We start from the raw sequence: 12,923 nt of genomic DNA, 5'->3' as shown, positions 1-12,923 counted from the left end.
TTTTTAAAATGACTAGCATATATCACATTCTTGACCGTGTTCCTGCTATTTATAAGCAGGACATGGAAATAGAGTATGAGCATTTGGCTATGCAATTAATTAAGTCCGGTAAATTACGGATAGATACCGATGATTGCTGCAATTTTGCAAGGTTTACCGAACCTGCTCTTAATATAAGCTTAATGGTTAGTCAAGAAGAGCTAACAAGCCCGCATTTAATCCCTGAAACTACCAAGCTTTTTCAAAATTTATACAGAAATTCCGCTTCAGATCAAAAAATAAAATCAATTTTCGATAATTTAAAAAAGCAAATACAAAAGCTACAGCCGGTTAAGAAAGAAGTAACCGAAATGCTAGCACGTATTTTTGTTCAGTCGGCTCATCCGATCGTAATAAGGTGGCTTCTTCTTAATAAGACGGAAGTATTTCTTACCTACTCACATAATATCGGCGATATGATGGATATGGTTAGCTGGCAACGAGTAGGCGGTAATAGCGGTATGCAAAGCACTAACGGCAAGGACGTAGCTATTTTTGTTTCATGCGGCGGTAATCCTTTTGCTGAAAACAATAAAGATCATCCGACTTACGGCAACGGCTTTGCTGCAGCAGCAAGACTTCAGATTATCGCAGCCCAAGAGCTTGGGCATTTTGCCGATATAAAGAGAGATGATAAAGGCAGGCAAATAACTCGCCATTCGGCTAATTTTTCCGGTACTAAAGCTACCGATAAAGTACGAATTGCTAGAAAAAATGATATAATACATTGTCATAATTTGCTGAGCAAGCTCCTTAAAGCAGGTATGAAAAAGCAATTAGATTATGAAACGAAACTTAAATTTTATAATGCAAATAAAGTTAGCGGCTTAAAAGTTTATGCTATAAAATTCATGATTTTTATATATAAATTTCGGCTTTTAAATTATAGCAGTAGGAATAATCTAATATTTGTAAGAAAATTTAAAACCGATGAATATATGGCATTAATGATTGATGCTATGTTTAAAGATATGCAAGCTAATTTATCACCGGCAGCTGACGTGTATAAAAATAAAAACCCTGAAATTGAAGAAGCGATAGCCTGCATTGAAGCCTTAGCAAGAGTACCGCAACAAACCATAAAATGGGGATATTTAACTACCAAAGAAACTATGCATGACCTGTATAAAATATATTATAACGAGGTTATACCTTCTTTAATTACTAGCTATAATGCTATCACCGGTGAAAATTATCAACGTGATTTTAAAAAGCCAAAAAGTAATTTCTTTTCTAAAATCAATATCTTTAGTAACAAAAAGTTAGTACTAAAACCGGTTAGGGAATTATGAGTATACTGATGTGAAATGAAGAATGGTAGACAAAGATTAACTTCAAAAAGAGCAAGGAATTCACAAGGCGATGAGGCATTGGCGTGGATATTGTTTTTTCGTCATTGCAAGGAAAATTACAAAGTAATTTGACGCAGCAATCTCAGGAGTTTGTTATTATTTCATGAGATTGCCACGCAGCCTACGGCTGCTCGCAATGACGATTTGGTATCCCGCACAGGAATGATATTTTTAGAACAATATCTTTAACTTTATGAACCTTTGGTGGCTATTATATTTGCTGCGTAAATTACAGTTATACGTTGCAAATAGCTCAATATTCTTATGAGCGGTAAGTAAACTTGCACCTACATTATAGCCGACTTTCGGTGTGCTGCTAATTGTAGTGTTCTCAAAGTAATTATCTGCCCAAATAAATCTAGCTTTCATCTTAGGTTGCTTATTGCTAAAGCTATTTTCTACAGAAGCATGTAGTCCCGGTACTATTTGAGTATCGTTTGATAATCTCTTAGGAGCGGTTAATTTTATGCCTGCAATCCCTGTAGTTAAGTTACCGGACTTACCAGCGACATACATATTATTCACACCTGTACCGGTTTGCTGCAGTATAAGTATATCCATTAGGAACCAATCCATCTCCATTACTCATCCTCAAAATTGATAGGGCGGCTACATCATTCGCCGTGTGAGCCCTATTAATATTAATCACAATATTTGTACAGAATGCCCTAGGGAGATTGTGAAAAACTATACCGCTTTCTCCTAAAGCATTTATAGTAATATTACCTTCAAGTACTACATCACCGATAAGAATTACGTTACGTCTAAGATCGAATGTCGAGCCATTAACGTTAGCATTACCGTTAATTGTAATGTCCTGAGTGCGAATATTATAAGTTCCCGAATCAAAATTAGTTTGTCTAGAATGAATATCATTATGCAATTTGTGTTCATGATTACCTTCAAACATCACTTTAGAAACTTGTTTGGTTTGTGAGCCGATTTCATAAATATCAGGAATCTTTACGAAAGTTACCTCTCCTCTCATAGTTTTAGTAGTAGTAATATTACCGGTAAAACCTTTATTAACCCTTACCTTCCCAAAACTTATAAACTCTAAATTCCCTGTATCTATTACACTGCCGTTGCGATGTTTCATATCAACTTTTTCTTTAAATACAAGCTCAATAGATTCAACGGCACTAATATCATTACCGGTAATGGTTAGCTCAGAACCTGTTCCATTACCGCTTATAAGCTTTAGCTTTGCTTCTGCATTATTATTAGCGCCATATGCAAGAGGTGCTACTAAAGCATTTTGAACTGCCCTTTGAGTTTGCAGATTGTCAACGTTAGTTATATTGTTAATACTAACTCTTGTAGTTGGATTGCCTTCAATAATAGTAAATACCCCATTAAAACCATAAAGATTAATATCATTAATATTAATATTTTGGGCAACATTAACCATATGGTTATTTTCTGCGATAATAATATTGTCATTATCTTGTGGAAGATAATGGTTGTGATTATATCTTCAATCATGCATCGTACCTATATTAGAAGATGGATTTCCCGCCGGAATAATATCCACCGCAAAGCCTCCCATGCTTGCAAGCAGCCCTACTGGTTGCTAGTAAAAGTTTATTAAAAAAATTTTGTTCTTATTAGTTATAATTTCCCCTATAATTTATTGCTTTTAATGATTTTACCACTTAACTTATCGGTCATTATACACTATTTATTTACGACGCATTTATTTACGACGCACAATAATTAATAAATAAATTTACTATTAGTTAATATTTATTAATTATTTACGATGGCGTGATTTATGAAATTTAAGGGAAATAGGCTGGTTTAATGAAAGGTAGGGGTTATGGTGTTTGTTTGGTAGGTAATCGTCATTGCGAGCAGGCATTGCCCGTGTGGATCAGTTTTCCGTTGTCATCCCGTGGTCAAACCACGGGATGACACCGAGTGCGTTTTTCGATCCGCACAATAATGTCGTAATTTCCTCGCAATGACGTCAAAATAACATCCTATTCATCATCTATATTAGAAAGCTCATCTTGTAATTCTCGAGAAAATACATCCTCATCATCGTTAGAATCATTAGATTTCTTAAGAGAGTTTTTGAAATTATTTAGGTCTTTATTTTCAAATATTTCAATGGATTTTAAAGTCTCGTTTGGAATTATAACTATAATATTTTTACTTAATTTATCTAAATAATCAGTGGTAACGGCAACTTTCAGTACTCCTCCATATTTGCTCTGTTTGCTACTTACTACAAAATCTTTTAAAGATTTACTTTTAAAATAGTTTTCAGAAGTAAAGATCATTGTTATAAAAAATAGTACTAACGAGATAGTAGTACCTACGGCAAATCCTGCTAATAACCCTAAGAATCTGTCAATAAAACCGTTTCTCATAAATGAAATTATAGCAAGAAATTTATAAACTATAAAAACACATAAAATTAAAGCAATAACATAAGATATAACACCGGCAATAATTATGCTTATAACCTCATTATCCATATATTTCCCGATTAGGTCAGAAATATATGGATATAAAAAATATCCTAACATTATAGAAGTAATAAAACCGAGTATTCTAGTTGCAAACCCGATTATGCCTTGATATAAGCCGCAAAATGAGAAAAGAGTAATAATAGCAAAAATAGTAATATCAAAAAATGTGATCATTATTGTTAACTTCTATTGAATAATTGGATTTAAATCTTATATATTATATAATTAAAGTTTAATTTATGAGCGATAAAATTTTTCATAACTTATCCGGTAAAACACTAGTTGCTACACCGCATGTCATTACAAAAGGCATTTACCATAAATCCTTAATTTATATGTTATCACACACGGAAGAAGGAGCAATAGGATTAATATTTAACCGCTTAGTAAATCATATAGATTTAAAATCGTTTTTTAAAATAAAAAATGACGAAATAACAACCCCGGTTATGGTTCCTATATATCTTGGCGGACCCGTAGAACATGAAAAAGGGTTTTTTCTTCATTCTAGCGATTATAATAAAAATTTGTTATTGGATTTCCATAATGATTTAGCAGTAAGCTCTAATTTAGAAATTTCAGAAGATATAGCTTTCGGTAAAGGACCTAAAAATAGCTTATTCATTGTCGGTTATACAGCATGGAAACCAGGGCAGCTTGAAGAAGAATTAGAGACAAATCTATGGCTGGTTATGGATTGTAATAAAGAATTTATTTTTGCCGATAATCCTGAAAGTAAATGGCATAATGCATTAAAACACTTAGGCATTGATGAAATACATTTCTCATCACAAATAGGAAATGCTTAGAGATTATTTGTTAACCATTTTTCGGTAAGCCTAAGCAATAATGCTTTAAAAATTTTCCCTGACTGCTAATTAAATACACAAAATTAGAATGTTGTAATTCATATTTGTTTGTTTTTACATCAAATATTTTGGATTTATAGAAGACCTTAAATTGATCTGCTAATTGTTCAATATCTTGGACTCTCCCTGTTAAACCTATAAAATTATCATCTATTTTTTCTAAATATTTTTTTAATACTTCACTTGTATCATGCTCAGAATCTAGAGTAATAAAAACTACTTGTACTAAAATATTCTCTTTCTTCAAAATCTTAATAATATCTTCTACTCTTTTTAGTGTTTGATTGTCATATAAGGAATAGGTAGTACCAAAATAAATCAAACTTAAATGACCTTGCAAATGGGTACTATCAAATTTCTTTCCTTCTTGATCTATAAGAGTAAACTTAATTTTAGGCGAATCGTCCATATTACTAGTTTTCGCACCAATCTTAAGCTTAGACGGAGTTAATGAAGAATACAATAAACATAAAAATATTATGCCCGTAATCATAGCTAGGGCTATAAAAATTTTTATAATATACATTTGGTTTTTATTATTTCTCATAACCTAAGTAATTATTAATATTTATTTATAATAAAACTTATTCTTATCATATATGCAATAAAAATCATCTTTACAGTATATTAAATATCGTAATATCTAAATTGTGATATTTTTAGTTAAAATTAATTAATTTATTAACTAAATTGAAATTTTTTGAGTTAAGATTATTAAATAAAAAACAACTAAGAAACGGATTAATTATGTACAATTATACCGTTTATGTAAAACGTTTAAATGATAACTTTAAAAAACAAGAACATACGGAAATAGTAGATAGTACTATTTCAAATGCTAAATGACAACAACAATGCAACTCAACTGATACAAACACTCCTAAATCAAAATTCGTTTGAAATAACAAATAATATTGAACACAATAAAGCAGAAAATATGAGGGATATAATGATGTTGAAAAAAGAAGAAATAAAGGAAGCAGAAATGGAACATTTTATATCCAATATGTAAAGGATAAAAATTTTATCGACTTAATTAATAAAGATAGTGAGAAATATGAATCTATTATTGATAGGAGTAATAAAGCTATAATTATATTAGGGCAAGAGAAAGAAGATTTAAAGCTCATAGCTAATTTTCTTAAAGACAGTGAATTAATATTAGAAAGTAATGAGTATGGAGATTGGGACTGCTCAAAAAAAGTCTAACCACAAGTTCAAATATTTTAGATAGTTTTTATATAAAAAACGCAAAATATTTAACATATAACAGTTCTTATTTGGATGCTGCTAATTCATCCTCTGAATCTACTATTGACAAATTTTTCCTACAAAAAATTCTAAGTACGACTCCTACTAAATTTATATTAGTAATAAAAAATATTGAAACCAAAAACTCTAACTTTTCCCTTGTCAAAACCAATCTAGAAAAACTTGTCGGTATATTTGAACAATTTACTAAATTATATTGATATAAATGAAGGTAATTTATCTATAGTAGTGACTGATAGCCCAAGCAAGCAATAATCATACTCGTATATCTAAAATTATTGATGACACTATAAAACTCGGTAATTTTAGCGATGAACAAAAGAGTATCATTAATAAAATAAAAGATTCTATTTTTACTTCAAGCTAGCGAGCAAGCAAAAGACTATACAAAGCTATTAAAGATTAGAGATGATAATTATATCATTCTAGATGAATATAATAAAATAACAATCGACGGCGAAAATTTAACATATATTTTAAATTCTATAAATATAATTAATAAAGAAGTACCAATTAGTATCAATGAGCTTAAGACATATATAGAAAATAATTAATTTAAGTTTTGAAGATGTTTTGCCTAAAACAGACAAATTGAAACAATTAATAGATATAGTAAATTATTATAAACAGTTAGAAGACAATGCCAAAACTATAGGCAATTTCTTAAAAACCATTAAAAAATTAAATCAGCCTTTAGAAACACCGAAATCAGAAAATAAATTAGAGAATCTTCTAAATTACCTTAAATATTTATCTAACATCAAATTTTCCAAAAAAGAAAATTTGGTTACACTTAATTCTGCAAAATGGTTTAACGATTTATTTACCTCGGGGCATATAATATAAAAGAAAAGTTATTAGAATCATTTAAGCATACAATATGCAAAGATAAAGATTCATTTTATAACAAATTAAATGAGACTATTGAAAAATTTTATGAAGATATCAAAAATAACGATGTTTTAGACTTAAAAGCAATCAATAATATATATATAACTTAAAAAACTTTTTACAGCATATTAACAATTCTAGCACTGATGTTGAAAATTTAGATAATATTAAATTATTTTTAACAAAGAGTTTTAAGAATTTTAATAATATATTAGGTATAACTATAAATAATAGCATTAGTAATTTAGAAAAACTAATAGGCTCAGTCAGCAAGCAAGAAGCTAAATCTCTTTGGAAGTATATTACCGCCTCTAAATCTATTACAGCAATATCTCAAAATCTCGATAAAGTAATATATGATAAGCTTTTACATCAGCCTGTGTTACCTGATCAAGCGCTACCTATTTATAATTTATTAGAAAAATTACTAAAAGAAACTCACAAATCTATTAATGATTGTTATAAAAACGAAAACTTATATACACATCAATTAGCAAAAATTTATTGTCAACAAGCACAAATCTGTACACCTAATGGCTCAACAAAACTATCTAAAGACTCAATAGGATTGTATGAAAACGCTGCTAACCTTGGTTCTGAAGAGGCAAATATAAAACTTGGGAAGATTGAATTTAAGAGCGGAAATTATGTAAAAGCTTTAGAATATTTTAAAAATACTACTCATATATCTTATGCAAAAGAAGCTTTTAATGAATTATTACATCTAAAAGAATCAGAACTAAAAAAGAAAATACAGCAAAAGAAGCTAAATTAGCATCAGAAATAATTGAATTATATTCAAGCCAAGGTGATTTTTATAACCAATATAATCTAGATATATCAGAAAAAAGTCTGCAAGATTCACTAAAAGTATTTTGTCTTAATACGAAAGCTCTCATAGAAGAACAAGGAAGACCTAAACCTTATGGAATATTATATGATTTGTCTAAAGAGTTAACATCAATAATTTCTTCACCGTGTAGTCAACTTAAATTTATACAAAAAACTGAAAAATATAAAAATTTAGCAGAAAAATTTAAAGAAGAAAAACTAGAAACTAATTATACGAATATTACGACAAGCCGGTCACATGATTCATACTTTAAAGAACCTTTACTTAAGTTCGATTATTTACACCTTAATTCTTCATTTAGACCATATTATGATAATAATGAAGATTCTAGCAATATGTTAGGTGCTTGTTATAATTCCTCAGAGTTAGCCTCAATGAGAAAAATTTAATATCTCTTAATACAATTTTAATAGACAAGCAGAAATGTGGTGCTAGTATAAAAATAGCTATATTTAACGATGAATTAGATTATGACAAATAATCAATTTTCCGAAGATACCAAAAAAATTGCTGATCAAATAAAAGATGCATTAATGGGTATTAGTGACGATCTTGTACTTGAAAGTAAAGAGGTAGAGGAAATTTTTGAAGAATTAAGCCAAAATGAAGAATTTGAGTATGAGATGGAACGAATGCTTTCTATCTTAAATGAACAAACTATGGATTTAACTCAACTGCAAAGTCGGATTATCTTATTAATCCGTAAGTATTTAGGTAAAACTAAAAACTTAAAGCTTAAAATGGATGAGAAGCTCATTAACAAGAATGTTGCCGAAGTCAGTAATTATTTAATGCATCAGCATTCTAAAATAGTTAGAGATGCTAATAAAAACCTTACAAACCCAAAAGACAAATTACAAGGTTTAACCAAACAAGCTAGAATAGACTTAAAACGTTTATTAAAAAGCTTTGCCGTTTACCAAATTTATATGTTTATGAACCCAAAAAGAATAGCAGGCGAAACGAAGCTAATGAACTTCGCCTATAATATGATCAAAGGGGGCATGAAACTCGCTAAAAAATATGAAGGCGGCAAGGAAAAAGAAATTAAATCATATTCACCTAGACTTATTAAAAAACTTGAAAAAGCTCATGTCGGCTTTAAAAAAAGTGGCGGTATATCAATTTAACTATTGTATCTTTTTATACAGAGCTTATACTAAACTAACATTAATATTATGATAGGTATCAAGCTTTCAACTTAAATTATTCATGTAAACTTAATATTGCGGAACTAATAACTTGGGTACATCTTGGCTGCAGTACTCAAGAAAAACACCACGCTCAACCTGTAAAAATTAACATAAAACTCTTTCTCTCAACTCCTCCCCTTGCTACTGTAACGGATAATATAAACGATACTGTTTGTTATGCAAAAATCGTACGGCTAGTACAAAAACTTTCTCAAGAAAATCACTTTAATCTTATCGAGTATTTAGCCGCACAAATATATGTGATATTATTTATCAAAATTTTATCGAATCTAAATTAGAAAAGATTTTTCTAAACGTAACCGTTACTAAATTAAAATCACCGGTTTCAGGAGTGCATGGCGGCGTTTCTTTTTCTTATTCAGGAAAGGAGACACTATGATTTATATTTCTATAGGCAGTAATTTAGGTAATAAACTTTTAAATATTAAAAAAGCTCTAAATTCACTAAAAAGTTGTAATTTTATATCGCTTAAGCAATCTATTATTTTTGAAACACAAGCTATTCTACAACCTGATGCAGATAAAGCTTGGGATAAATCATATTTAAATATGGTGGTGCAGGGCAAAAGTACTTTAACGCCTAGTAAACTTCTAATTGAGCTTAAAAAGATTGAAAAACAACTAGGTCGAGCAAGCTCTTACGATAAATGGTCTCCAAGAGTTATTGATTTAGATATCCTACTTTGGAATAATTGCCATATAGATTTACCTGATTTAAACCGCATCCTGAATTATTAAACAAACCGTTTCTTATTCATCTAATTGCAGGTTTAAGCTTGGAATGTCGTTATTCATGTCCGATCAATAATTTTTACAACAATAAAACCTTTGCAGAAATAGCACATTTAATTGAAAATCAAGGAGTTATAGGCTCTCTTGTTTTAAATCCTCAATTTGTCGGTATTTTAAACATTACTCCTGATTCTTTTTCTGATGGAGGATTGAGTTTTCATAATGAAGGGGCTATAATAATTGAGCTTGGATCACAATCAACACGTCCTTCTGCTTTAATTATTAATGAAGATGAAGAATATGCAAGGCTCAATAATGTTCTTGAAGAGCTTAAGGAAGTTATAAAGGAAAAAGAAGTTATAGTCAGTATTGATAGTTTTACTCCTGAAGTAATTAAACGTGTTTTAAAAAAATACCCTATTTCCTATATCAACTTGGTTAAAAATAATCTAGATGATTATACATTACGATTAATTGCCGATTATAATTGTAAAATTATTACTATGCATTCATTAACTGTTCCACCGCAAAAACAAAAATGTCTTGATTTCGATAAATCTCCGCTTGCTAGCTTAAATATATAGACAGAGCAAGAAATAACAAAATTAGAAAAATGTGGATTTGATAGAAAAAATATCATTCTTGATCCTGGAATTGGTTTTGGAAAATCCGTTTATCAAAATTTATATATTACAATATATTAAAGAATTTAAAAATCTAGGATGTGAGATATTGTTAGGACACTCACGAAAATCTTATATTTCCGCTTTTTATAATTCCAAAGCATCGGAAAGAGACTTAGAAATAATAGCAATATCAAAATATTTATGGAAAACGTAGTTGATTATTTACGAGTGCATAATGTTATAGAGCATAAAAAATTTTTTGTAGCAGACCATATGATTAACTATATCTTATGAAAAATAGAAAAATCATCGGTATAATGGCATGTGACCCACAAGGGGTGATAGGTAATAAAGGTCAGATGCCTTGGTCTTATACTAAGGAGTTTGAATATTTTTATCAGACGGTAAAAAATAATATTATAGTCATGGGACGAAAAACCTTTGACTCTATACCCACAAAGATTTTAAAAAATTGTATTTGTATTGTTTTTTCAAGAAATACACCATTACAATCTTATAATAATATATTTTTTATTAAATCCTTAGATGATTTTTGGCAGGTAATAAAACCTTTTACTGATAAAAAAATTTTTATGGTTGGAGGGACAGAAATAGCAACTCTTTTCCTAGAACAAAATCTTATTGATGAATTTTTACTTACAAAAATAAATAAAAATTATGATGGAGATACTTTTTTGCCTCTTAATCTTTTAGCAGAATGGCATTCTGTAATAATAGATAAAACAAACAATTATCAGATTTATAAATTTACTAAGAGGAGGTAAGATGAAATTTTTAGAACAGCTTAATATAAAAATCTTGAGCAATATAACCTCTTAAATCATCCATTTTTCAATTATGGCATATGGGAAAACTTACTCATTCTACTTTACAAATTTACACAAAAGAATATTATCATCACGTTACAGCTTTCCCACGTTATATTAAGTGCAATACATTCCAAATGTAGTGATATACAAGCTAGACAAATATTACTTGGTAATCTTATAGAAGAAGAACAAGGTGAATCACCCGGAACTATGGAAACGTTTTGCTAAAGGACTTGGATGTTTAAGAAGCCAACACACTTCAGAACCTAAATTAGACTCAACTCAAAAACTTGTTCAAGATTATTAAATTAACAGAGGAATCTTTTTCTATAGGTCTTGGAGTACTTTATGCTTATGAGCGTCAGACTCCTAAAGTATCTGACTCTAAAATTCAAGGATTACAAAAATTTTATGGAAATTCAGATTACAGAACTTTACAGTTTTTCATTGTTCATAGTAAAGTTGATCAATGGCATACACAAGAATGTGCAAATTTGATTAATAATTTAAGCTCAAAAGAACAAACATTAGCATATCAAGGAGCAAAACTACTATGGCAATTTCTAGACGGTATAAATGCAACGTATCAATAATTTAACTATTATTCTTTCATAAAATGAAAAATATCTTCCTACATTCCTTAAGTCTTGAGAATTATCGTAATTTTAAAAATCTTGAACTAAAAACAGATAATACACCAATAATTTTAATAGGTGAAAACGGTAGCGGTAAAACTAATATTTTAGAAGCTATATCGCTATTTTATCCAGGAAGAGGGCTGAGATCAGCAAAACTTGCCAATGTATGCAAAACTTCAGAAGATCATTGTCTAGTTAAAGCTCTATTGCAAAGTAAGCTAGGACTTGCAGAATTTACCACCCAATTTAAACGTAGTTCTAATAGAAGGATAACTGAGTATAACGAAAGTAAAATAGCCAATAATGAGTTAAGTAAATTCACTAGCATGGTATGGCTGACTCCACACATGGAAGGAATCTTTACAAGCGGTAGCAATGATAGAAGAAAATTTCTTGATAGAATAGTTTATAATTTTGATCCAAAGCATGCAGAGCTAGTGAGTAAATACGAATATTACATGCATGAGAGAAATAAAATTCTAGTAGAAGATATAAGAGATGATAATTGGCTTAAAATTATTGAAGAAAAGATGGCTGATATTTCTAACCATATTGCTAATAATCGCTTAAAAACCTTAGAATTTATGCAGCAAGCAATAGATGACCTTGAAAATGAATTTCCAAAAGCCGATTTATCGATTGACGGCATTGTTGAACAAAAAATATTAAACGGCAAAGAAAATATTGTTAGTTTTATTACTGCAGAACTTTATCAAACAAGAAGCAAAGATAAACTACTTGGTCGCACTAGTTTTGGAGTTCATAAAAGTGACTTTTTAGTAAAGCATCAAAAGAAAAATATCTTAGCCAAATTCTGTTCTACCGGTGAACAAAAAGCTATATTAATTGCAATAATCCTTGCTGAAATGAATTATGCTATAAAGCTAACTAAAATAGCACCGATTTTACTTTTAGATGAGGTCTTTGTGCATTTAGACGACAAAAGACGTCAATATTTAATCGAATTTTTGACCGGCTTAAACATGCAACTATGGGTTACCACTACCAATCTAGAGGGAATAGAAAATTTTGCAACTAAAGCACAATTGATTAAGTTATAGTTTGTTTAATAATGTCATTCCTGCGAAAGCAGGAATCCAGAAAAAAAGTATTAAATGCAGCAAATTTTT

General features: G+C 29.7%; 17 protein-coding genes and 2 pseudogenes. 15 read left to right on the top strand and 4 right to left on the bottom strand.

The window, feature by feature from the left end; translation table 11 throughout:
* Positions 1 to 8: 8 nt before the first annotated feature.
* Positions 9 to 1,331, top strand: coding sequence for a DUF2748 family protein (locus tag RSA_RS00245; RefSeq protein WP_014364345.1), 1,323 nt, complete (start codon positions 9 to 11; stop codon positions 1,329 to 1,331).
* A 231-nt stretch (positions 1,332 to 1,562) separates the two neighbouring features.
* Here the strand turns inward: RSA_RS00245 and RSA_RS00240 are convergent, their stop codons facing one another.
* From RSA_RS00240 to RSA_RS00230, 3 genes are all read right to left on the bottom strand, one after another.
* On the bottom strand, positions 1,563 to 1,952 hold the full coding sequence (locus RSA_RS00240) for an autotransporter domain-containing protein (RefSeq protein WP_014364344.1): 390 nt from the start codon (positions 1,950 to 1,952) through the stop codon (positions 1,563 to 1,565).
* The gene (locus RSA_RS00235) at positions 1,909 to 2,802 is read right to left on the bottom strand and encodes a hypothetical protein (protein ID WP_014364343.1); all 894 of its coding nucleotides are present in this window, start codon (positions 2,800 to 2,802) and stop codon (positions 1,909 to 1,911) included. The genes RSA_RS00240 and RSA_RS00235 overlap by 44 nt, the downstream gene beginning before the upstream one ends.
* Before the next feature lie 571 nt (positions 2,803 to 3,373).
* A complete protein-coding gene (locus RSA_RS00230; RefSeq protein ID WP_014364342.1) occupies positions 3,374 to 4,042 on the bottom strand; it encodes a CvpA family protein in 669 nt (222 codons plus the stop codon).
* Positions 4,043 to 4,107: 65 nt separating this feature from the next.
* Here RSA_RS00230 and RSA_RS00225 point away from each other — a divergent pair, with 65 nt between their 5' ends.
* Entirely contained in the window at positions 4,108 to 4,677 is a 570-nt protein-coding gene (locus tag RSA_RS00225; RefSeq protein WP_012150274.1) for a YqgE/AlgH family protein, read from the top strand.
* A gap of 10 nt (positions 4,678 to 4,687) precedes the next feature.
* Here the strand turns inward: RSA_RS00225 and RSA_RS00220 are convergent, their stop codons facing one another.
* Complete coding sequence (locus RSA_RS00220) at positions 4,688 to 5,284, bottom strand: SCO family protein (RefSeq protein ID WP_014364341.1); 597 nt, start codon at positions 5,282 to 5,284, stop codon at positions 4,688 to 4,690.
* A 288-nt stretch (positions 5,285 to 5,572) separates the two neighbouring features.
* Between RSA_RS00220 and RSA_RS08730 the strand changes: the two genes are divergently transcribed.
* The 13 genes and pseudogenes from RSA_RS08730 to recF all read left to right on the top strand — a co-directional run bounded on the left by RSA_RS08730 (position 5,573) and on the right by recF (position 12,854).
* Positions 5,573 to 5,749 (top strand): hypothetical protein, encoded by a 177-nt coding sequence (locus tag RSA_RS08730; RefSeq protein WP_012150271.1) that lies wholly within the window; start codon positions 5,573 to 5,575, stop codon positions 5,747 to 5,749.
* Positions 5,750 to 5,921: 172 nt separating this feature from the next.
* Complete coding sequence (locus tag RSA_RS00215) at positions 5,922 to 6,209, top strand: hypothetical protein (RefSeq protein WP_012150270.1); 288 nt, start codon at positions 5,922 to 5,924, stop codon at positions 6,207 to 6,209.
* Between the two features lie 373 nt (positions 6,210 to 6,582).
* On the top strand, positions 6,583 to 6,855 hold the full coding sequence (locus tag RSA_RS00210) for a hypothetical protein (protein WP_014364340.1): 273 nt from the start codon (positions 6,583 to 6,585) through the stop codon (positions 6,853 to 6,855).
* A 424-nt stretch (positions 6,856 to 7,279) separates the two neighbouring features.
* Positions 7,280 to 7,675 carry a hypothetical protein gene (locus RSA_RS00205; protein WP_041472314.1) on the top strand — a complete coding sequence of 132 codons (396 nt, stop codon included), beginning with the start codon at positions 7,280 to 7,282 and terminating at the stop codon, positions 7,673 to 7,675.
* A gap of 167 nt (positions 7,676 to 7,842) precedes the next feature.
* Entirely contained in the window at positions 7,843 to 8,142 is a 300-nt protein-coding gene (locus RSA_RS00200) for a hypothetical protein (protein ID WP_041472313.1), read from the top strand.
* An 81-nt stretch (positions 8,143 to 8,223) separates the two neighbouring features.
* A complete protein-coding gene (locus RSA_RS00195) occupies positions 8,224 to 8,883 on the top strand; it encodes a DUF5394 family protein (protein ID WP_012150266.1) in 660 nt (219 codons plus the stop codon).
* A gap of 95 nt (positions 8,884 to 8,978) precedes the next feature.
* Complete coding sequence (locus tag RSA_RS06915) at positions 8,979 to 9,245, top strand: dihydroneopterin aldolase (RefSeq protein ID WP_228368905.1); 267 nt, start codon at positions 8,979 to 8,981, stop codon at positions 9,243 to 9,245.
* A 97-nt stretch (positions 9,246 to 9,342) separates the two neighbouring features.
* Positions 9,343 to 9,705 (top strand): 2-amino-4-hydroxy-6-hydroxymethyldihydropteridine diphosphokinase, encoded by a 363-nt coding sequence (gene folK, locus RSA_RS09170; protein ID WP_231284236.1) that lies wholly within the window; start codon positions 9,343 to 9,345, stop codon positions 9,703 to 9,705.
* Positions 9,706 to 9,743: 38 nt separating this feature from the next.
* Positions 9,744 to 10,403: pseudogene (locus RSA_RS09165) on the top strand (dihydropteroate synthase).
* Positions 10,360 to 10,619, top strand: a pseudogene (locus tag RSA_RS10165) (dihydropteroate synthase). The pseudogenes RSA_RS09165 and RSA_RS10165 overlap by 44 nt, the downstream one beginning before the upstream one ends.
* The gene (locus RSA_RS00180) at positions 10,616 to 11,110 is read left to right on the top strand and encodes a dihydrofolate reductase (protein ID WP_004996932.1); all 495 of its coding nucleotides are present in this window, start codon (positions 10,616 to 10,618) and stop codon (positions 11,108 to 11,110) included. The pseudogene RSA_RS10165 and the gene RSA_RS00180 overlap by 4 nt, the downstream one beginning before the upstream one ends.
* A gap of 335 nt (positions 11,111 to 11,445) precedes the next feature.
* Positions 11,446 to 11,748 (top strand): iron-containing redox enzyme family protein, encoded by a 303-nt coding sequence (locus RSA_RS00175; RefSeq protein WP_014364339.1) that lies wholly within the window; start codon positions 11,446 to 11,448, stop codon positions 11,746 to 11,748.
* 23 nt (positions 11,749 to 11,771) lie between these two features.
* Positions 11,772 to 12,854: a DNA replication/repair protein RecF gene (gene recF / locus RSA_RS00170; RefSeq protein WP_012736443.1), complete on the top strand. Its 1,083-nt coding sequence runs from the start codon at positions 11,772 to 11,774 to the stop codon at positions 12,852 to 12,854.
* The last annotated feature ends 69 nt before the right edge of the window (positions 12,855 to 12,923 follow it).

Origin of the sequence: Rickettsia philipii str. 364D, assembly GCF_000283995.1 — a bacterium.
GTDB classification, from domain to species: Bacteria; Pseudomonadota; Alphaproteobacteria; order Rickettsiales; family Rickettsiaceae; genus Rickettsia; species Rickettsia rickettsii.
Note: the sequence above shows the minus strand (reverse complement) of the source record. Positions and strands in the feature narration are given on the sequence as shown.

Bases quoted from the DNA above. Each gene is read 5' to 3' on its own strand.
- RSA_RS00245 (WP_014364345.1), top strand. From the start codon at position 9: ATGACTAGCATATATCACATTCTTGACCGTGTTCCTGCTATTTATAAG.
- RSA_RS00240 (WP_014364344.1), bottom strand. From the start codon at position 1,952: ATGGATATACTTATACTGCAGCAAACCGGTACAGGTGTGAATAATATG.
- RSA_RS00235 (WP_014364343.1), bottom strand. From the start codon at position 2,802: ATGGTTAATGTTGCCCAAAATATTAATATTAATGATATTAATCTTTAT.
- RSA_RS00230 (WP_014364342.1), bottom strand. From the start codon at position 4,042: ATGATCACATTTTTTGATATTACTATTTTTGCTATTATTACTCTTTTC.
- RSA_RS00225 (WP_012150274.1), top strand. From the start codon at position 4,108: ATGAGCGATAAAATTTTTCATAACTTATCCGGTAAAACACTAGTTGCT.
- RSA_RS00220 (WP_014364341.1), bottom strand. From the start codon at position 5,284: ATGAGAAATAATAAAAACCAAATGTATATTATAAAAATTTTTATAGCC.
- RSA_RS08730 (WP_012150271.1), top strand. From the start codon at position 5,573: ATGCTAAATGACAACAACAATGCAACTCAACTGATACAAACACTCCTA.
- RSA_RS00195 (WP_012150266.1), top strand. From the start codon at position 8,224: ATGACAAATAATCAATTTTCCGAAGATACCAAAAAAATTGCTGATCAA.
- folK (WP_231284236.1), top strand. From the start codon at position 9,343: ATGATTTATATTTCTATAGGCAGTAATTTAGGTAATAAACTTTTAAAT.
- RSA_RS00180 (WP_004996932.1), top strand. From the start codon at position 10,616: ATGAAAAATAGAAAAATCATCGGTATAATGGCATGTGACCCACAAGGG.
- recF (WP_012736443.1), top strand. From the start codon at position 11,772: ATGAAAAATATCTTCCTACATTCCTTAAGTCTTGAGAATTATCGTAAT.